At 59.8% G+C, this 17,750-nt stretch carries 21 protein-coding genes and 1 tRNA gene; 11 read left to right on the forward strand and 11 right to left on the reverse strand.

The genetic code is table 11. The annotated features are described in order from the left end of the window. Positions 1-2: 2 nt before the first annotated feature. The 3 genes from AArcS_RS05525 to AArcS_RS05535 all read left to right on the forward strand — a co-directional run bounded on the left by AArcS_RS05525 (position 3) and on the right by AArcS_RS05535 (position 2,883). Positions 3-743, forward strand: coding sequence for a metal ABC transporter ATP-binding protein (locus tag AArcS_RS05525; protein ID WP_238479484.1), 741 nt, complete (start codon positions 3-5; stop codon positions 741-743). Beyond that, positions 740-1,720, forward strand: coding sequence for a metal ABC transporter permease (locus AArcS_RS05530; protein ID WP_238479485.1), 981 nt, complete (start codon positions 740-742; stop codon positions 1,718-1,720). Before AArcS_RS05525 ends, AArcS_RS05530 begins: the two co-directional genes overlap by 4 nt. A gap of 341 nt (positions 1,721-2,061) precedes the next feature. Continuing rightward, entirely contained in the window at positions 2,062-2,883 is an 822-nt protein-coding gene (locus AArcS_RS05535; protein WP_238479486.1) for a DUF7504 family protein, read from the forward strand. 2 nt (positions 2,884-2,885) lie between these two features. On the opposite strand, the gene AArcS_RS05540 is transcribed toward AArcS_RS05535, so the two are convergent. Then, a complete protein-coding gene (locus AArcS_RS05540) occupies positions 2,886-3,293 on the reverse strand; it encodes a DUF7522 family protein (RefSeq protein ID WP_238479487.1) in 408 nt (135 codons plus the stop codon). A gap of 194 nt (positions 3,294-3,487) precedes the next feature. On the opposite strand from AArcS_RS05540, the gene AArcS_RS05545 reads away from it, so the two are divergent. Next, positions 3,488-3,560: transfer RNA gene (locus AArcS_RS05545), tRNA-Pro, on the forward strand. 371 nt (positions 3,561-3,931) lie between these two features. On the opposite strand, the gene AArcS_RS05550 is transcribed toward AArcS_RS05545, so the two are convergent. Next, positions 3,932-4,528 (reverse strand): hypothetical protein, encoded by a 597-nt coding sequence (locus AArcS_RS05550; RefSeq protein WP_238479488.1) that lies wholly within the window; start codon positions 4,526-4,528, stop codon positions 3,932-3,934. Positions 4,529-4,765: 237 nt separating this feature from the next. Between AArcS_RS05550 and AArcS_RS05555 the strand changes: the two genes are divergently transcribed. Further along, the gene (locus tag AArcS_RS05555; protein ID WP_238479489.1) at positions 4,766-4,996 is read left to right on the forward strand and encodes a DUF7573 domain-containing protein; all 231 of its coding nucleotides are present in this window, start codon (positions 4,766-4,768) and stop codon (positions 4,994-4,996) included. Here AArcS_RS05555 and AArcS_RS05560 read toward each other — a convergent pair whose 3' ends face one another. The 6 genes from AArcS_RS05560 to AArcS_RS05585 form a co-directional block, all read right to left on the reverse strand. Further along, a complete protein-coding gene (locus AArcS_RS05560; protein ID WP_238479490.1) occupies positions 4,997-5,773 on the reverse strand; it encodes an endonuclease/exonuclease/phosphatase family protein in 777 nt (258 codons plus the stop codon). Positions 5,774-5,815: 42 nt separating this feature from the next. Further along, positions 5,816-6,538 (reverse strand): YqjF family protein, encoded by a 723-nt coding sequence (locus AArcS_RS05565; RefSeq protein ID WP_238479491.1) that lies wholly within the window; start codon positions 6,536-6,538, stop codon positions 5,816-5,818. Positions 6,539-6,623: 85 nt separating this feature from the next. Further along, positions 6,624-7,526, reverse strand: a complete 903-nt coding sequence (locus tag AArcS_RS05570) for an RNA-guided pseudouridylation complex pseudouridine synthase subunit Cbf5 (RefSeq protein ID WP_238479492.1) — start codon at positions 7,524-7,526, stop codon at positions 6,624-6,626. Between the two features lie 3 nt (positions 7,527-7,529). After that, positions 7,530-8,105: a (d)CMP kinase gene (gene cmk, locus AArcS_RS05575; RefSeq protein WP_238479493.1), complete on the reverse strand. Its 576-nt coding sequence runs from the start codon at positions 8,103-8,105 to the stop codon at positions 7,530-7,532. A gap of 61 nt (positions 8,106-8,166) precedes the next feature. Next, entirely contained in the window at positions 8,167-9,069 is a 903-nt protein-coding gene (locus tag AArcS_RS05580; protein WP_238479494.1) for a DUF106 domain-containing protein, read from the reverse strand. Between the two features lie 87 nt (positions 9,070-9,156). Then, positions 9,157-9,792, reverse strand: a complete 636-nt coding sequence (locus AArcS_RS05585; protein ID WP_238479495.1) for an adenylate kinase — start codon at positions 9,790-9,792, stop codon at positions 9,157-9,159. A gap of 77 nt (positions 9,793-9,869) precedes the next feature. Here AArcS_RS05585 and AArcS_RS05590 point away from each other — a divergent pair, with 77 nt between their 5' ends. Together AArcS_RS05590 and AArcS_RS05595 are read left to right on the forward strand one after the other, a co-directional pair. Then, positions 9,870-10,265, forward strand: coding sequence for a DUF7975 family protein (locus AArcS_RS05590; RefSeq protein WP_238479496.1), 396 nt, complete (start codon positions 9,870-9,872; stop codon positions 10,263-10,265). A gap of 66 nt (positions 10,266-10,331) precedes the next feature. Then, a complete protein-coding gene (locus AArcS_RS05595) occupies positions 10,332-10,748 on the forward strand; it encodes a VOC family protein (RefSeq protein ID WP_238479497.1) in 417 nt (138 codons plus the stop codon). Positions 10,749-10,755: 7 nt separating this feature from the next. Here the strand turns inward: AArcS_RS05595 and AArcS_RS05600 are convergent, their stop codons facing one another. Both AArcS_RS05600 and AArcS_RS05605 read right to left on the reverse strand, forming a co-directional pair. Then, on the reverse strand, positions 10,756-13,425 hold the full coding sequence (locus AArcS_RS05600; RefSeq protein ID WP_238479498.1) for a DEAD/DEAH box helicase: 2,670 nt from the start codon (positions 13,423-13,425) through the stop codon (positions 10,756-10,758). 23 nt (positions 13,426-13,448) lie between these two features. Further along, positions 13,449-14,945 carry a ribonuclease H-like domain-containing protein gene (locus AArcS_RS05605; protein ID WP_238479499.1) on the reverse strand — a complete coding sequence of 499 codons (1,497 nt, stop codon included), beginning with the start codon at positions 14,943-14,945 and terminating at the stop codon, positions 13,449-13,451. Between the two features lie 354 nt (positions 14,946-15,299). On the opposite strand from AArcS_RS05605, the gene AArcS_RS05610 reads away from it, so the two are divergent. The 3 genes from AArcS_RS05610 (at position 15,300) to AArcS_RS05620 (ending at position 16,750) form a co-directional block, all read left to right on the forward strand. After that, entirely contained in the window at positions 15,300-15,779 is a 480-nt protein-coding gene (locus AArcS_RS05610; protein WP_238479500.1) for a DUF411 domain-containing protein, read from the forward strand. Next, positions 15,776-16,312 carry a hypothetical protein gene (locus tag AArcS_RS05615; protein ID WP_238479501.1) on the forward strand — a complete coding sequence of 179 codons (537 nt, stop codon included), beginning with the start codon at positions 15,776-15,778 and terminating at the stop codon, positions 16,310-16,312. The genes AArcS_RS05610 and AArcS_RS05615 overlap by 4 nt, the downstream gene beginning before the upstream one ends. Before the next feature lie 90 nt (positions 16,313-16,402). Beyond that, positions 16,403-16,750 (forward strand): hypothetical protein, encoded by a 348-nt coding sequence (locus tag AArcS_RS05620; protein ID WP_238479502.1) that lies wholly within the window; start codon positions 16,403-16,405, stop codon positions 16,748-16,750. 45 nt (positions 16,751-16,795) lie between these two features. Here the strand turns inward: AArcS_RS05620 and AArcS_RS05625 are convergent, their stop codons facing one another. Then, the gene (locus AArcS_RS05625; protein WP_238479503.1) at positions 16,796-16,996 is read right to left on the reverse strand and encodes a heavy-metal-associated domain-containing protein; all 201 of its coding nucleotides are present in this window, start codon (positions 16,994-16,996) and stop codon (positions 16,796-16,798) included. Positions 16,997-17,125: 129 nt separating this feature from the next. Between AArcS_RS05625 and AArcS_RS05630 the strand changes: the two genes are divergently transcribed. Further along, positions 17,126-17,719, forward strand: coding sequence for an AsnC family transcriptional regulator (locus tag AArcS_RS05630; protein ID WP_238479504.1), 594 nt, complete (start codon positions 17,126-17,128; stop codon positions 17,717-17,719). Positions 17,720-17,750 lie beyond the last annotated feature (31 nt).

Genomic DNA, 17,750 nt, shown 5'->3' on the forward strand with positions numbered 1-17,750 from the left:
CGATGAGACCGGTTATTGACGCCGAAAACGTCTCGTTCGCCTACGACGACCAGCTCGTCGTCGAGAACATCTCGTTGAACGTACAGGAAGGCGAGTTCCTCGGACTTGTCGGACCGAACGGGAGCGGCAAGACAACGCTGCTGAAACTCATGCTCGGTTCGCTCTCGCCCGACACCGGAACCGTCCGGCTGTTCGACCAGCCGGTCGACGAGTTTGAGGACGGTAAACGACTCGGCTACGTCTCGCAAGCCTCCACCGAGGTTGCAAACTCTATGCCGGTAACGGTCCGTGAGGTCGTCCGAATGGGTCGGTATCCACACGTCGGTCTGAACGCCCTGTCCGACGAGGACGAGGCGCTCGTCGAGGAGGCACTCGAACAGGTGGGGATCACGGACCTCGCGGATCGCCGTATCGGTCGCCTTTCGGGCGGACAGCAACAGCGCGCATATATTGCACGGGCGATCGCCGCCGAAGCGGATCTGCTCGCTCTCGACGAACCGACAGTCGGCGTCGACGCCGAATCCCGCGAGGCGTTCTACGATCTACTCGACGATCTCAACGACCAGGGGATCACGATCCTGCTGATCGAACACGATATCGGCGTGGTTGCCGAACACGTCGACCGGGTCGTCTGTATCAACCGTGAGCTCTACTACGACGGCGATGTCGATGCCTTCCTCAACAGTGATGCACTGCTCGAAACGTTCGGCACCGCCGGGAAAGCCGTCACTGCCCTCTCATGAATCCGCTTCGTCGCCTCGATCTGAACCGACGGGACGTGCAGTCAGGGCTAGTCGTAGGCGGGCTTGTCTCGATCTACCTGTTCGTCGCGGTACTGTTCCCGACGCTGTTCGATCTGTTCTGGTCAGGGAGCGGGCTCTGGTCGGGTGCTTGCGGCGTCGGTACTGCCCTGGGTACCGGAATGCTCTGTAACCCGTTCCTCCAGCGTGGGCTGACAACCGGCGTCTTCATCGGCATCGCCGGGCCGCTCATCGGCGTCTATCTCGTCAACAGACAGATGGCACTGATCGGCGAGGCACTTGCCCACACTGCCTTCGCCGGGGTCGCTATCGGCCTCGTGATCGGCAGCACCATTGAATGGCTGAACTATCCACTCGTAGTTGCGCTGATCGTCGCCGCCATCGCCGCACTCGGACTGCAGTATCTCGCAAGCCACACCGATGCCTACGGCGACGTGCCGATTGCCATCCTGCTCGTCGGTAGTTTCGCCCTCGGTATCGCCATCATCTCGCGAGGCTACGGCTTCGGCGCGACTATCAACAGCTATCTCTTCGGCAACATCCTCACGGTGCAGTTCCACAACGTCCAGTTGATGGCTGCAATTTCGCTGGCGGTGATCGGTGTCGTCACCGTCACTCACAAACAGCTCCTATACATTACGTTCGACCGTGAAGCCGCTACACTTTCGCGGATCAACGTTGATTTCTTCGATACGCTCCTGATCGTGCTCACCGCACTGGTCGTCGTCGCCGCGATTCAGATTCTCGGCGCGATCCTCGTCGCCGCAATGCTCGTCGTGCCCGTGGCTGCGGCGATGCAACTGACTGACTCCTTTACGCGATTGATGTGGCTCTCAGTGCTAATCGGCGAGATCGCAGTGCTCGGCGGTGTGGCACTTTCCTACCAGTGGAACATCGCGACCGGCGCGATGATCGTTCTCGTCGCTATCGCGATCTACCTGCTCGCACTGTTCCGATAGCCGATCACGCCACGCCCCAGATCGAGTGAACGAGTCAGCCGAGTGTTTTTATATACTCACCGTTGTCAGTTCCCAGATACATGGTTCGATTCCCAAGTGACGCGTACCTCCAACGGCTATAGCCGTGGTTTTCCGAGGAGTCTCTGTATGAATACAACGGGCGGAGGATCGATATTTCCGACGATCTCCTCGGCAAGACAGAACATACCTACCTCACGCCGCGGCTAATTTTCCATTGCCGGTGTGGAGAGACTGACACAAAAGTATTAACAGTTGTGTGAGAAGATACAGTTACGTTAGAGACGGCTTTGAGCCAGTCAGAGCACAGGAGTAAACGAGAAATGAGCGATGAGACGATCGACGTAATCGAGGGTGGGTCGGTATTACTGCTAGGTGTTTCTGGATCGGTAACTGAAGAGTGCTGTGACACACTTCTGGATGTTGGTCCGGCGGCCAGCAGAGCCGAGATACGTGTGAGTTTCCCCGTGGACATAACTGATCGACCCCGTCTCGATACGGGGACAACTGGTCGGCAACCGAACAAACACGGACAGATCACCGTCGGCGACGTTCTACGGTCTGCAGAGTCGTCGAGTCCGGACTTCGATGCACCAGTAGCTTCCGATATCGTCGAGGATCCCGGCAATCTAACCGGGATTGGAACGTCCGTGAGCAAGTTCTGTGAGACATGGTCGACGAGCGATCACCGGATCGTCCTGTGCTTTGATTCGATCACACGACTTCTGGAACACTCCGATCCAGAAGTCGTATTTCAGTTTCTGCACACGCTCCTCGAACGGCTCGACGGTGTGGATACCGTCTCGCATTTCCATATCGACCCCGACAGCCACGACGAGCAACTTATTTCCACGGTCTCGTCGCTGTTCGACCAGGTCGTCGATCCGAACGATCCAGGAGAGCTACTCGACGAGTCGAACCTCGAAGACGAGACGGACGACACTGAGCCATCCCTCAGTGACGGCATCCCGGCGACATCGGGCTCGTCACAGGCCTCTGATGATGACATCGCAGCGCGCCTGAACGATCAACCACGCACACAGGAAGACAGTACACAGCGCCGAGGTGCTTCGAGTTCGGAAGCGACCGACGACGATATTGCCGAACAGTTGGACGAGCTCGATAGTACCGAGCCTGACGAGTAGCCTTACTGGTCGAGTATCGCCGTCAATTCATTGACGATCTCCGAAACCGGTGCCTGCGGATCGACCGAGAGATAGAACCCTTCCTCCCTCTGGAGCACCCGTATGATTGCTGCATAATCAGTGTACGTAACGAAGGCGTTCGTCTCGGTGACCTGGGGGTACAGTTCGTTGAACAGCTCCCGTTCGAGGAAGTCGACGTTCATGTACTCGTGAATGACGTCACCCACGACCCAGACATCCGTCTCGCTGTCGTATTGGTCGAGTGCTCTATCGCTGACGTACAGAATATGGAAGTCGTCCGGAGTGAACTCACCACAGACGAAAATGTCGTCACCGACCCGGTCCTCGACTGCTCGAAGTGCGGCTGTTGCGTTGAAATCGGTGAGGACCGAGCCGTTCCGGATAGCCATACCACATCTATTGCAGCCTCGTAGTTGATAAGTATTATTGCATGGTATAGAACGGTTGTCGCGAATTCGGGCAAGCGGGCTAGGCGGAGTTGGCGAGGGCTGGCGGCCAACTGATCAGGTGGTGTGTCTCTACACAGCACGGTGCACACGGAGAACGAAACCCTTTACATACAGCCACTCGAATCCCCATATACGGGGCCGTGGGGTAGCTTGGTATCCTTCGAGCCTTGGGTGCTCGCCACCTCGGTTCAAATCCGAGCGGCCCCATCAATTCTGCGAGGAACGAACGTGACGAGCGAATAGTGTACCCGCAGGATTTGAATCCTACAAGACGAGCGAAGCGAGTCTTGGTCCGGTTCAAATCCGAGCGGCCCCATATTGCTGTCGTGAACATTTCCGTGAGCGACAGCAATCTAACCAGTGAGGGTTTGAAGTAGAGGCCAGCAAGCGTAGCGACGCTGTTCGCGTGGTTCAAATCCGCTGGATTTGATTTGAATCCTGCCAGTCGCGCACAGGAAGCGAGCACGTCTGGCTTCGGTTCACATCCGAGCGCCCCCCGATTTTGTGAGAGTTCAGGAACGTAGCAACTGATATCTCGAAGCGGTTCGCCGCGTCGGCAACCAGGCTTGAAAAATTACCTACTCCTCGTCGAGACGGAGGTGGAACCCCCAGGAGATATCCGTCCCGTTTGGCATCGTATCGTCTTCGTCTGCGGAATACCCGAACTCGACGCCGAAGTAGAGACTCGGTGGGAGCGCTCGGAGCTCCTCGGCATCATCGACGGAGTCGTGCAGTAGCGCGAGCGTTTCCGTGTGTGTCTCGTCCGGTTCGATCGTCGCCGTTTGATAGTCCATCGTCGTTGCGAACCCATCCGGAAGCCACCAGACGCCGTCGTCATACTCGTACTGGTCCTCGACGCTGCCCTTCGGATACAGTGAGAAGTCGTCATCACCCCCAGCCGTCCAGAACATCGCATCCCGACGTTCACCATACGTGATGGTTTCTTCGCCGGTGTTCGTCAGTGCAACATCGATGATTAGCGGGGAGTCCGCTGTCGCTTCCGACGTGATCGAAACGTCGTAGGCGAGCGGGTCGATACCGTCGAGTGGGTCCGGTTCGATGAGTGGATACATATCTTCCTGGGAGTCCTCGTCGCTGGAATTTGCGTCGTCATCCGACTGTGGGTCGTTCCCGTCTCCCTGTTCTCGTCCATCGGACTCTAGACAGCCCGACATGGATGCAAGAACTCCGGCCGAAGCCAAAAACGAACGTCGGTTCATACCTGTACCGTGAGGGTGTAGTAGTATATTCGTACCGTAGACGCAAACGGGCATTTGTGTCTTTACCGGGGACTCCCGTCGGCGTCGAGACTATCACGACGACAGACCGCGGACCCGTGCAAAGACGTAGGTGTCCAGATATGATCGCAAAGCCGCGAAACGAATTTGTAGTATCACCGAATAGCAGTTCCTGTGCCAGAAGACTCGTCGCTGACCGAATTCACGGAGATGGCTGACGATCAGTCGCAGGCGTCTCCCGAGGACGAAACGGACCAGCAGTCGACGGACGCGGTCGGAGACACGCTAACAGTCACATTCACGTGGAGCGGTGACGGCGGGTACTGTGCGGAGTGCAAGGAAACGGTCGCGCGTCGTTGGACCAGTGCCGGCCAACTCGTCTGTACTGACTGCAAAGAGTGGTAATCAATGGTTGCCGTATTGTAGCTCTGCGAGTACCGGAAGATGATCTGACGGGTAACGCTGTCGTTGATCCGTTTCCGAGCAGGTGCCAGACTGTCGAACGGAGAACGCAGTGTCGACGAAGACGTGATCGATAATCCACTCGTCGTGCAGCGATTCGAAGTCGGTCCGGGTGGTCGGGGGGCCGAACGGTGGCGTGGTACTCACGGCACGAGCGTCACGCAACGGGGAGTCTGCGAGTAGTCGATGCGGCGGAGAGTCAGGTTCACAATTCCAATCGCCGGTCAGAATCGTCGGCCCGTCGCTGTCGAGTTCACGTACGAGCAGCGCTGCTGCTTCACGTCGCGCCTGCTCTCCCGCGTGGTCGAGATGCGTGTTACAGTGGGTGAGTGTCTCTCCGGCCACCTCATCGCGTAACCAGAAACGGGTCGCGATCCGGGGCAGTTCGGCGTCCCAGCCGACGCTACCGGGCTGATCGGGCGTCTCGGAGAGCCAGAACGTCTCTCGATCCAGTAGCGAGAATCGATCACGCCTGAATCCGATTGGCGTGTGCTCGCCGCCACCGTCCGCCCGTCGTCCCTGACCGAGGATCTCGTACTCCGGAAGCCGATCACGGAGGTCGGCGAGTTGGTGGGGGAGCGCCTCCTGGAACCCCACGAGATCTGGACGGCGCGTACGGACGATGTCCGCGACGCCGTCCCGGCGCTCGGACCACGAATCCTCACCATCCTCCGACGTATCGTACCGGACGTTGTAGCTCATGATCCACAGCGTGTTCATAGCTTGCAGTGAGTTCGGTCATGCCAAGAGTCTCCCGATCCCTTACAGCCGCCGCACTCGACCGGCTGTAACGTCGATTTCGGGACCGTACTGGTAGATCGGCTCGCTTTCCGGAACGTCGAACCCGGCGGCCTCGAACAGGTCGTTTCGATCGATCTCGACGTCGGCATCGCGCAGCGTCCAGGGGTCGTGTGCAATATCCCCGGCGTACAGTTGATCACCGCCGAGGTCGACCGCTGGCAGTCGGTCGTGGCCAACCGCGTAGAACCGGTAGCGTTCGGTCAGGAATCCCTCCAGCGTTCCCGGCTCTGGCTGATACGGTTCTCCAGTCGGACGGTATGTCGCGTCGAAAGATGCAGGCGGAACGCCGTCGTGAGTTCGCCGACTTCGGAATCGGATCCCCTCGTGAAATCGAGCGACGTCCATCTCGGCTCTGTAGTACGGGAGCCCGAACAGTGTGCGGGCAACCGGGACGCCGATCCGGTCGTCCGCATCGAGGTTGTAGAAGTAGATTCCCGGCGGTCCATCCCCGTGGGTAACGTAGGTACGCAGGTTCAGCTCGGGAAACGAGAGCCCGAACGGGACACCGCGCGGGCTGATGTTACTCATCACGAACGCAACGACGCTCAAATATGCCTGTCCCTCGAACTCGTCGACGTCGAGGCCGTCCGGGAGTGTCGACTGGACGAGCTCGGGATCGACTGGCCAGTGGGCGAAGAGCACGTCTTCCCAGCGCATCGACAGCGCAGTCGGACGGTTGATCATGCTGGAATTCAGGACCCGACGTACTGAAACCTGTCGCCTACGCGAGGACGCAGGAGAGAGTCCACGACTTCAGTCGTCGGGGAGGTCAAACGAGAACGCGTTCGAGTTCGACCGCGGTCCCGCGTTCGGTGTCGGGATCACCGACCAGCCGTCCGAGACAGACCGCCGCATCGTCCGGCGTGTAACACGCGACCAGTGGCTCTGTGACGTTCTCGTCTACACCGTCGACATCGATCACGCCCGGCGCGTACACCGGTGCCCCCTCGGCGACTTCCTGAGCGGCAGAATGGGCAATCGTTACACGTGGAATGTGAGTGAGGGCGCGTTCTGCTGGCGAGACGACATCCCGTAGCGGACCCTCCTCGCCATCGTCGAGTACCGCAAGCGCGTCGACGAGATCGTGCATAGTCTGCAGATCCGTGTCGTCGAACGGGTCGGTGGCTGTGCGGCGAAGATGGCCCATATGTCCGCCGGTTCCCAGCGCAAGGCCGATATCGTGACAGAGCTTGCGGATGTACGTTCCGCTCTCACACCGGATCCGCAGGAGTGCCTGCCGTTCTCGCACCTCAAGGAGATCGAGATCATAGACCTCACGAACTCTCAGACGACGGGAGACGGCGCTCTTTTTGGGCGGCTTCTGGTAGAGCCGTCCCTCGAATTCGGCCACAACCGCTTCGATATCGCTGGGCGGATCGTCGTGAAGCTCAAGGACCGCGACATACTCCTTGCTTCCCTCGAGAAACACCTGTGCGAGCCGGGTCGCGTCACCGAGCAGGACTGGCAGACAGCCGGTTACCTTCGGATCGAGCGTCCCGGAATGGGCCGCGCCCCACTCACCGGCGTACGCGTCCTCCGGAACGTGTTCGCCGACCGCATCCCGGAGGTCGCCCGTCACCTGATGTGCGGAGGGGCCAGGGGGTTTATCGAGATTAATGACGCCGAAGCTAAGTAACTCGGCGGGCGATCGTTCCGCTGGCGGGCCACGCATGGGTTAGAACTCGTAGTCGGCGGTGATTTGTAGCTTGCCTTCGTCGCTCGCGGCGTCATACCCCTCGACGGATTCGACGAGGAGGTCGAACACCGTCGCCTCGTCCCAGCGAGCGGTGTTGATACTCAGGTCGTAGATCGATAGATCGGCGATGTCGATATCGTAGTAGTCGAGATACCGGTCGCGCTCGCTTGCCTCCCGTTCTTCAGTCTCGCGTTTGGCCTGGTCGACCGATTTGTCCTCACGGTCGGCGATCCGGGCAGCACGAACATGGAGTGGTGCGTCGAGCCAGATCCGGACATCGGCCTCGTCGGCAGCAAGCCAGCCCGACAGTCGAGATTCGAGCACGATGTCGTCGCGTTCGCGAGCGATCGTCTGGAGTCGTCGGTCGAGATCCCGATCAATCTGGTCGTCTTCCTCCGCGAGTTCATTGAATTGGGCGAGTGAGTAGTCCCGCTCTTCTGCCAGCGAGCGGAAGATATCGCCGCCGCTCACGTGCTCGATGCCGAACTCGTCGGCCAGCGCCGCCGCAGTAGTGCTCTTCCCGCTGCCCGGCGGGCCGGAGACTGTTAGTAACATATGCCATCTCGGTGACTGCCGGTAAAAGAGGTTTTGAACTTGGGTCGGTTCCGCCGGACGATCAGGACGGCGTCGTGTTGATATTCAGCGCCTTCCGGATCAACTGGGTGAACCCGAGCGAGCACAGGAAGTACCAGACGATCCAGGACTGCATGGGCCCGACGATTCCCGAAGCGAGCGTCACTTCGCCAGCGAAGGGCATGACCATCGTTTCCTCGGCCGCCGTGAGCTGCCCTGCGTTGACCGCCCAGTAGATCCACAGGAAGATCGGGATGGTAAGGACCATGATCCAGACCATCGGCCGGAACTGCTCTTTAAACATCCCGATCTGGTCGCCCATCGCCTCCATCTGTTCTTCCTGAATGCGTTCGAGTGCCTCGTCGTCACCGCGCTCTTTGGCCTCCTCACGACGGTCCTGCAGGGCCTTCATCTGTTCCTGGTACTTGGACATCTTCTCCATGTCCATCAGGTTGGCCTGCAGCAGCGTCGAGTACATCCCGGTCAGCATCGCAGCGATCAGGATCACTGCATAGAACGGCAACACGGCGTCGATCGGGCCCAGAAAGAGGTTGATCGTCCCACCGATAATGTCTCGTACGGGATCGAAGTAGTAGCCGACCATCATCGCGATCGTTGCCAGACCGGCCATCTTGTCCCACTGTGTCCAGGAGCTTTCCTCCTCGATTTCGGGAGTGTCCGGATCCGGGAACGTGACGCCGCCATCTTCATCGATGACATCCTCGACGCCGTCGGGGTCGGAGAACTCGAACCCGTCGTCACTACTCCGGAGAACACCCTTTTCGATCAGACGACCCCACTGGCCGCTGGTGACCTCGTTCTCGACGTCGGTCCACTCGACGTGGCCGCCGTTCTCGTCGGCGACGGATTTGATCGCCGTGATCGCGTCCGCGAAGCTCTCGTCTTCCTCGACGAGAGACTCTACTTTCTCCGCTGTCCGAACCATTTGCTCGCAACTAGGCGGGGCGGGGTATTCAACAGTTGTGATCCAGTTGGCCGTACGGGCCTCGCGTTCGACGCGAAACAGAGCTCTCTAGACCGCGTTCTCGATCGCAGCTTCGACGTCCGCCCAGACCTCGTCGGGGGACTGTTCGCCGTCGATCCGGACCAGCGTTCCTTCCGTCTCGAAGTGATCGACTACCGGCTGGGTGTTCTCCTCGAAGACGCTCAGCCGTTCGCGAGCCGTCTCCTCCGTGTCGTCCTCGCGCTGGACGAGCCGCTCCCGGACCTCCTCGTCGTCCGGCATGTCGAATTCGGTATGGTAGGTGTCGCCGGTCTCTGGGTCGACACGACGACCGGTCAGTCTGCGAAGTAGCTCCTCGGTGCCGACGTCGAGCAGCAAAACGGCGTCGAGATCGGTGATCTCGTCGAGATACTCGGCCTGATCGAGATTGCGCGGATAGCCGTCGAGGACGTAGCCGTCCGCTTCCTGGAGTGCCGTCTTGACGATCTCGTTGACGACTTCGTCGGGGACGAGTTCGCCCTGATCCATGTACTCGCCGGGCGTGTCGTACTCCGTATCGAGATGGCTGATATCCATCCCCTTGTTCGCGCGCAGCGCGTCACCCGTAGTGACGTGCTCGACGTCGAACTGCTCGCTGATGCGTGCGCTCTGTGTGCCTTTCCCTGCTCCGGGGGCTCCGAGTAGCAGTACGTTTGGACTGGCCATACTGGGAGGTTAGCCTCCCGAGTTAAAGCTTTGAAGAAACCGGTCCGACTTTGAGCGCAGGGCGAAAACCTACGACCATGACCCGATTCGACGCCGAGACCACCGAAGAACGCCGAGCGCTCGCCGAGGACGCTATCGCCGCACACCGCGAGCGGGCGAGTCCGTTCCTCACACTCGAAGCGGAGCTTCCCGACAACGCGGGCGAGGATGCCGTCCCACCGTGGGTACAGCTTTCCGATCACACGCTGAACCTCGATTGCACCGACGCCGAACTCGATCGACTCAAGTCCCTGCTCGATTCGTACGGTGCGTTCAGCGTCGACGAGCTCGTCCGTCCCGAGGAAGCTGAAGGAACGAACGCGCGCGTGCTTGCCCGAACCGACGACGAGCGGATCGCACAGTTCGTCGAGGACGTCTTCCGACAGGTCTACGAGCGCGAGGCGGACTACCGGCTCTGGGCCGCGGAAGTGTAGCCCGGATCGCAGACCTCACTCGCTTGCTCCGATGGGCTTTTGCGACCGGCAGGCGCTCCTTTGGGTATGCCCGCAACCGCACACCATGTCGGCATCACCGTCTCGTCGCTCGAAGAGGTCCTGCCGTTCTACCGGGACGTGCTAGGACTGGATGTCATCACCCGATTTTCCGTCTCCGGGGAGGCGTTCGCGACTGGCGTCGGCGTCGAAAATGCTACTGGCTCCTTTGCCCACCTGGATGGCGATGGAACCCGCATTGAACTCGTCGAGTACGATCCAGAAGGGGCGGATATCGAGGAGCCGTCCCTCAATCGCCCTGGCGCGATTCATCTCGGACTCGACGTAGATGATATCGACGCATTCTACGAGGCCCTTCCCGAGGATGTCGAGACGATCAGCGAGCCGCAGACGACCGAGAGCGGGACGCGGATCTGTTTCCTCCGGGATCCGGAGAAGAACCTCGTCGAGGTTCTGGAGCAATAGGGTTCGTTCAGGCGTAAAACAGTGCGGGGCGTCGCTGCGACTCACTCCCCTCGTCGAGTTCCCCTCTCGATCGCTCGCCCAGCAAATACTCGAAGACGTCAATGGCCGACCCACGTAGCAGCGGCGCGTTATCGTTGCCGCAGTTCTCCGAGTACGTGCAGGCTGGACAGCCGTCAGGGCGGCCACACTCGCAGTCTTCGAGCCGATCCCGGGCGTGGGCAGACAGCGTCTCGAACTCCTCGTAGATCGCTCGCGCGAAGCCGATCCCTCCCTCGACGCCGTCGTAGAGGAACCAGCCGGAGGCGGTTCCATCCGACTCGGCGGCCCGGTTGGCGATCACCGCTTCGACCGCATCCATGGACTGGGACGCGGTCGCTCCAAGTTCGTCGTGTTCGGGGCTCGCGTAGTGGCTGTCGAGCACGAGCGTCGAGAGGCCCCCGAGGTCGTTCTGGTCGACCAGCAGTTCCAGCGGTGCGGTCTTGATCATCGCGTGCTCGGCGGCGTGCAGGCCCGCGACGTAGCCCATCTGTGGCGCATCCGCCCGCTCGGGGTCGATGCCGGTTTCGGTGCCGTGTTCGCGGTACTTCGCGAGGAGGCTACGCTCGACGTCCTCGGGGACTTCGACCCAGCAAAGCTGGGTGTCCATCTGGATCGGCGGGCGACCGGTCGGGAGCATTCGCTCTTTGGGCTCGTTCGATTCGATATAGACCTGATCGTAGGAGTGGTGATGTACGAGGACGGTCCCGGTGCCGAAGTGAAGCCGAAAACCGTTGACCTCGCGGGATTGTTCGGATTCGGCGTCGACGACGTTCACGTCGGTGAGCGTCCGAGTGTAGTACTCCCGGTCCACCGGTTCGAGTTCGATGGTGGGCTGGGGGCGGTCATCGTGGACACCCGTGACCTCGAATTGCTCGCCATCGAACAGCCGCACTGCGCCCTCGTGGTAGTCCCGGTACGCGCGGTTTTGGGCCACGTTCTCGGCGTCGAACTCGCCGACAGCCGACTCATCGACTCCGTCAGCGAGCCGGAGTTCGTACTCGTCGCCGCCAGTACCGTAGATACTCACCCCGGTCTGCGGACGGCGCGCACCTGCGTAATGGACGACGGCGTCGAGATAGCCGGTCAGCCGCCCGGTGCGTCGCCACATCTCGACGCCAGCGCGGAGTCGCTTTTCCCCCGCGAACGTGTCGATATCAGACTCATCCAGGGCGATCTCGTCGGCCGCACAGAGTAGATGCTGGGCGAAGACGGCGTCGTTGCCGGTGTCGACGACCGCGTCCTCGACGTCGGTATCGAGGAGGTACTCGGGGTTGTCGATGACGTACTGGTCGAGAGTGCGGTGGTCTGCGACGAGTACGCCGACGCTCCGCGAACCTCCACGTCCCGCCCGGCCGATCCGCTGCCAGAACCGCTGGCGCTGGCCTGGGTAGCCCAGCAGGACCACGCCGTCGAGGTCCCCAATGTCGATACCGAGTTCGAGCGCGGAGGTGGTAGCGAGACCAGCTATCGAGCCGTCTTTGAACGACCTCTCCCGATCCTGGCGGGTAACCCGGCCCATCCCCGCGTTGTACGCCGCAAGTTCTGGCCGTGGCGGCGGGTACTGACTCCCGGCTGATTCTCGATGCTCATTGGCTCGCTGGACTGCAATCTCGGTGAGCTTTCGGCTCGGGCAGAACAACAGCGAGTCGACGCCATGGTAGGTGAGGTGGTTCCAGACCCGTGGCGCATCGACCGACGCAGGGAGTCGTGCAGTGATTCCGCCGTCGACACCCGGTGCGGTCGGCGGTTCATCCGCGGCGAAGACCGCCCCGTCGCTGTGCGTGTCGTCGCCATCGGTCGGCGGCGGGTTCCACAGCAGCAGGTCGCGCGGCCCGCGCGGCGAGCCGTCATCGTCGACCACCGTCACGGCCTCATCGAGCAGTTGTTCGGAATGCTCGGCCGGGTTGCCGATCGTCGCAGAGGTCAGGACGTACTGTGGGTTGCCGCCCCAGTGGTCGACGACCCGGCGGAGTCGCCGGAGTATCCAGGCAACGTGCATCCCCTGAACGCCGGTGTGAGTGTGGGATTCGTCGAGTACCACGAGGTCGAGTCCCGAGTAGAACCGGCTCCAGCGGTCGTGGTCGTGCAAATACGTGCTCACGCCCATCGGGTTCGTCAGGATCACGTCGGCGCGCTCACGGATCTCCCGTCGATCGGCCCGTGGGGTGTCGCCGTCGTACCGGGCAACACGGACATCGAGGCCCATCTCGTCGTAGAGGTCGTCCAGCGCCTCGTGCTGGTCGGCCGCCAGCGCCTTCGTCGGGTAGATGCACAGTGCCGTCGCGCCGTCCTCGCCGGTCCGGGAGCCATCGGGCGCGAGCACCTCCGCGTCGAGCAGGTTCCGGGCGATCTGCAGTGCGTAGATGTCGGTCTTTCCCGAGGAGGTGGACGTGGCGACAGTGACGTTCTTGCCCTGAGCCAGCGCGGCAAGCGCGTCCGCCTGATGACTGAACGGGTCATAGGGATATCGCTCGTCGAGACCAGGGCGGAGCACCTCGCTTGCCGGGATCGTTTCGGCTTCACGGGGCGAAAGTGGCCGGTACGTGATCGACTGCGAGTCGAGTGAGACGCCCTCTCGGGGGAACGTCTCGATCAGGTGTTCGATATCGATCGTCGTAGTGTGTGAATCGGTGGTCATAGTAGCACGTCTCGTCGATCATCTCAGAAGTCGGTGAGTCCGGTCTGCTGGCCCCCGGTGTCGGTTGCACTGTCGGTCGGGTCGCGGCGTCTGGCGTCTTCGATCGCCTGCCAGACATGCCAGAGCGCTCGGCAGTCGTCCTCGCAGTATCGGCGATGCCGATTCCAATCAGGTTCTGCGGCCGGATCGTCGGGAGCACGCATGAACCGCTGGTAAGCCGCGGCGGTCTGAGCACCTGTCAGTCCCGTCTCCACGCCCTCGTACCCGAGCGCGCGGGCCACATCGTCGAGCCGATTCGTCCGGCCCGGAAAGAGGGCGTTGCTCTCTCTGACGCCCCACGAGTACAGATCGTGTTTCCAGAGATCGGCCCACGCGTCGACGTATTTAGGAGCGTGCTGGCGCAGGAATCGCTCGATGACTGGATAATCGAAGCCGTCGCCGTTCCAGGTCAGAAGCGTTCGCCCGGCGTGCGTGCCAAAGAGGTAGTCACAGAACCGCCGGACGTTCGCTTCGGGATCGGTGGGCGTCTCGTCCTCGATGAACGCCGTGTACTCGTCCGCTTCCGGGTCGTAGAGACCGAACTGCCAGACGACCGTCGGCGAGAGCCCGTCAGTCTCGATATCGAGACAGATCGGCGGCCGCCCATTCCGCAGTACAGGAAGGGACTCGTTCGTCAGCCGTAGCGGATCGCCGGTCTCGATCACGTCAGCATGGGCGTGCATCGTCTCAGCCGATTCCCGTCCGATGCCGGGGAGTTCGGCGAGCGTTGAGATCGACGTTTCGACAAGGTCTGCTCGTGTCGCAATACCGCGGCGGTGGAGTGTTTCCTCCGTCTTCGATCCGATTCCCTGGATCGAACGGAGACCGAGACTGTCGGCCCCGACGGACTCACCGGCAGCCGCGCCGGTTTCCGTACAGCAAATCAGCGTCAACTCGGCCGGGTTCTCCGCCGCCGCCATTCCGTGCACGGTCACTTCCGGTACGCCGTGGTCACTCTCCCAGACGTGATGATAGTTCGCAGGCTGGCGTCCCGCGAGGACAAGCAGCGGCCCGGCAACCGACTCCTGAATCGTTGCCAGTGCATCCGCTCCCGGCAATCGAGCACTCAGGGTTGTCGTATCGTACTCGACCCCGAGATCGGGGACCACGAGAACAGTGACAGTTTCGCATGTCGAGTACTGGTTATCTGAGAACGCCACCGAAAGCTCATCGAGGGCGGTTCGATCTCGAACTGTCAAGAGATCGTGTGTTGTCTCGGAGCTGTCGACAGTGGCTGCCTCGAGGACTGCTCCGTCGTCCCGCCGCCGATGGTGTGAAATGGTACCAATCCCTGCCGATGGCGCGATCACTGGGACGTCCGTGGCAGTGCGGATGCCACCGTACAGCGAGGGATCGAACCCGTCGACAAGACAGACAGCCTCCGGATCGAAATACTCCAGTGCATCCTCGATCGCTCTGGGGGAGAGTTTGCTGTTCGCTCCGGGAATCGAGAGGAGATCGAGCGACGTTCCGGGAGCCATTGCGTCGCTCTGATGGAAGGGAGGGGACGAATTAAATCTGTGGACCGTATCGGTAGTATTGATCCGGATAGAGAAATATGGGCTCTGAAATACTGGCGCTGGACTAACTGACCCGTCTCACGGCGGGGTAATGGGCAAATCACTCACGTTCACTCACTTCCTCGTGGAGAAATATACACCAGCCAAAAATAACGAGCAAGTAGGCGCTAGAACTTCAAAAGCTAGATGTTCGACGCCTCTACCACCAGAAAACGAAAATCAATGGCGGGGACAGGGTACATGATGTTAACAATAACTCCCTTAAACGAACGACATCTACTTACTATGCACCATGGAGGTAGTACCGGTGAACCGATGAGTCGGACCAGACGATCGCTACTGATAACCGGAGTTGCTGCCGCGGGAGCCGCGCTTGCCGGATGTCTTGATGGGTCGGCGAGCCCGGACGAGGAGGCCTCCTTTACGCAGGCCACGTCGTATATGGAACCGAGCTGTGAATGTTGCGTGGTTCACGCGGAGTATCTCGACGAAACTGACGCAGAGATCAATGCCGTCGAACTGTCGAACGAAGAGCTTGACGAACTGAATCGAGAACTGGGAATTCCGTCGGACTACCGGAGCTGCCACGTGACCGAAGTCGAAAACTATGCTATTGCTGGACACGTTCCAGTCGGCGTGATCAACGAAATCCTCGAAGCGGAACCGTCCGCGGACGTCATCACCCTCCCCGATATGCCGTCGGGGTCGCCGGGGATGCCCGGCTCAAAAGAAGAGGAATGGGTGTTCTACGCGATCGACGACGATGGGAATATCGAGGAGTTCACTCGAAAATGAGAGTGACACGGATCACGTCGGTTCTGGTTGCACTCGTGGCCGTTCCAGTGATCCTCTCGACGTCTGTCCGGGCACACTGTCCGTTATGCAGTGCCGGTGCCGGCGGCGTCGCCGGCGGCGCATCGGCGCTGGGTGTCGGTCTCGAAGTAGTTGGCGTCTTCATCGGCGCGTTCGCCGCGGCAACAGGATTCTGGACAACTAAATATATCAGTACACAGTATGTTCGCAATCAGGAGTATCTCGTGGCTGGCGGGATCTATCTCTCGATCGTTGCTCCGATCCTCCCGATGATGACCGAATACACGCCGATATATCTCTCAATGACCGGTGAGTATGGGTCGCTGTTGAACCGGACGTACATGCTCAACGACTATCTGGTCGGTGCGATACTCGGTGGCGCGATCACGTCGGTCACGCCTCGTATCAGCAGAACCGTGAGCAAAATTCGTGGTTCGACGGTCCCGTTTCAGGGACTGGCAACTACGTTCCTCTTGCTCGGCGTTATCGCCGCCAGCCTGCATACGATTCTTTGAGAGGCACAGATGATAATCGCACTGCTCACGATCACGGTTCTTTTCGGAACACTGTTAGTCGTCAAGTCCATCTCGAATGCCGAGTTCTGTGTGATTTGTGCCTCGGTCAGCGGAACTTGGCTTGTGCTTCTGGGATTACTATACGCTGGCTACTACGGAAACCAACTCGCCATCGCCATCCTCCTTGGCCAGTCGATCGTCGGCGCGATGTATCGTTTGAAGGGTACGCTCCCCGATCGACTCTCCGTCTTTACGCTACCATACGTCCTCACAGCGACGGCTGCCGGATATCTACTGCTGGCCGCCGAGGAACTACAATATTTGCTCGCCCTCCTGATTTCCGTCTGGCTAGGTACCGTCTTGCTCTATACCTACAGAACAAACGAGCGGGTCGAAAGCGCGTTTGACGAGATGATTGCGTGTTGTCGTGATTGGTAGGGCCTACTGGCGACGTTCAGGGGCGATGAAACGGCCGGGTGGATGCTACGCAACTTGATACCCTGCGTCTTTGATCGCGGCGTGTATGTCATTCTCTCGAACGTCATCATCAGTGCCGACTTCGACAGATTCGCTCTCGTGGTCAGCACTTACTTGTATTACCCCATCAAGTTCTTGGAGCGACTCCTCGATGTTCTGTTCGCACCCTTCACAACTCATCCCAGTGACGGTGATCGTTCGCACCATGTTGTAGTAGAAGAGCTATTCTCTTATTGCAGTTTGTGTTTCGATTGTATGGCCATCCACCGGCTTGACTTTTGAAAGCAAAGCCAAAATCGGAGAATACTAATGCACCTCGGGGTGGTAGCTGGGTACATGAGAAACCCAGATGAGGTTGACCTCGAAATCATCCGGCTGCTGATTGATGATGCCCGGCGTCCGTTCAGCGAAATAGCTGATCACGTCGGTCTCACTCCTCCTGCGGTTTCCGATCGCGTTGCACGGTTGGAGGAGTTAGGAGTGATTCGTGACTTTACGCTTGACGTAGATCGAACGAAGCTGCAGAACCGCGTTCCGATCATGATTCACCTGACAGTAAAACCCGAAGCTGTCGAACGCGTTTTCAATCGGTTGTATGAGCTGGATGAAACCGAACACGTCTTTCAGCAGTTCGATGGGGGCATCGTGGCACACGTAAACGCACCGGACCAAGAGGCTCACGCGTGGTTCCGAGATACCCTCGAAATGGACGATATCGACACATACGAACTCATCCCGCTTGCCAGATACGAATGGAGTGTCGGAATCACTCCCTCCGATTTCACCATTTCGTGTGCCGTGTGTGACAATACGGTCAAAAGCGACGGAGAGACTGCCCGAATCAACGGTGATGTCAAGGTCTTCTGTTGTCCGTCGTGCAAAAAGAAATACGAACAACAGTACGAATCACTACAGGAGGGAGTCAACTGAAACCGGCAGATCCTCTTTCGATTTTTAAATT

Origin of the sequence: Natranaeroarchaeum sulfidigenes (genome assembly GCF_017094485.1) — an archaeon.
Lineage (GTDB): Archaea > Halobacteriota > Halobacteria > Halobacteriales > Natronoarchaeaceae > Natranaeroarchaeum > Natranaeroarchaeum sulfidigenes.

Excerpts from the sequence above, each read along its gene's own strand:
- AArcS_RS05610 (WP_238479500.1), top strand. The coding sequence starts at position 15,300 with ATGAGTCGGACCAGACGATCGCTACTGATAACCGGAGTTGCTGCCGCG.
- AArcS_RS05525 (WP_238479484.1), top strand. The coding sequence starts at position 3 with ATGAGACCGGTTATTGACGCCGAAAACGTCTCGTTCGCCTACGACGAC.
- AArcS_RS05595 (WP_238479497.1), top strand. The coding sequence starts at position 10,332 with ATGCCCGCAACCGCACACCATGTCGGCATCACCGTCTCGTCGCTCGAA.
- AArcS_RS05625 (WP_238479503.1), bottom strand. The coding sequence starts at position 16,996 with ATGGTGCGAACGATCACCGTCACTGGGATGAGTTGTGAAGGGTGCGAA.
- AArcS_RS05600 (WP_238479498.1), bottom strand. The coding sequence starts at position 13,425 with ATGACCACCGATTCACACACTACGACGATCGATATCGAACACCTGATC.
- AArcS_RS05605 (WP_238479499.1), bottom strand. The coding sequence starts at position 14,945 with ATGGCTCCCGGAACGTCGCTCGATCTCCTCTCGATTCCCGGAGCGAAC.
- AArcS_RS05590 (WP_238479496.1), top strand. The coding sequence starts at position 9,870 with ATGACCCGATTCGACGCCGAGACCACCGAAGAACGCCGAGCGCTCGCC.
- AArcS_RS05580 (WP_238479494.1), bottom strand. The coding sequence starts at position 9,069 with ATGGTTCGGACAGCGGAGAAAGTAGAGTCTCTCGTCGAGGAAGACGAG.
- AArcS_RS05565 (WP_238479491.1), bottom strand. The coding sequence starts at position 6,538 with ATGATCAACCGTCCGACTGCGCTGTCGATGCGCTGGGAAGACGTGCTC.
- AArcS_RS05535 (WP_238479486.1), top strand. The coding sequence starts at position 2,062 with ATGAGCGATGAGACGATCGACGTAATCGAGGGTGGGTCGGTATTACTG.
- AArcS_RS05530 (WP_238479485.1), top strand. The coding sequence starts at position 740 with ATGAATCCGCTTCGTCGCCTCGATCTGAACCGACGGGACGTGCAGTCA.
- cmk (WP_238479493.1), bottom strand. The coding sequence starts at position 8,105 with ATGTTACTAACAGTCTCCGGCCCGCCGGGCAGCGGGAAGAGCACTACT.
- AArcS_RS05630 (WP_238479504.1), top strand. The coding sequence starts at position 17,126 with ATGAGAAACCCAGATGAGGTTGACCTCGAAATCATCCGGCTGCTGATT.
- AArcS_RS05615 (WP_238479501.1), top strand. The coding sequence starts at position 15,776 with ATGAGAGTGACACGGATCACGTCGGTTCTGGTTGCACTCGTGGCCGTT.
- AArcS_RS05550 (WP_238479488.1), bottom strand. The coding sequence starts at position 4,528 with ATGTCGGGCTGTCTAGAGTCCGATGGACGAGAACAGGGAGACGGGAAC.
- AArcS_RS05540 (WP_238479487.1), bottom strand. The coding sequence starts at position 3,293 with ATGGCTATCCGGAACGGCTCGGTCCTCACCGATTTCAACGCAACAGCC.
- AArcS_RS05585 (WP_238479495.1), bottom strand. The coding sequence starts at position 9,792 with ATGGCCAGTCCAAACGTACTGCTACTCGGAGCCCCCGGAGCAGGGAAA.
- AArcS_RS05570 (WP_238479492.1), bottom strand. The coding sequence starts at position 7,526 with ATGCGTGGCCCGCCAGCGGAACGATCGCCCGCCGAGTTACTTAGCTTC.
- AArcS_RS05560 (WP_238479490.1), bottom strand. The coding sequence starts at position 5,773 with ATGAACACGCTGTGGATCATGAGCTACAACGTCCGGTACGATACGTCG.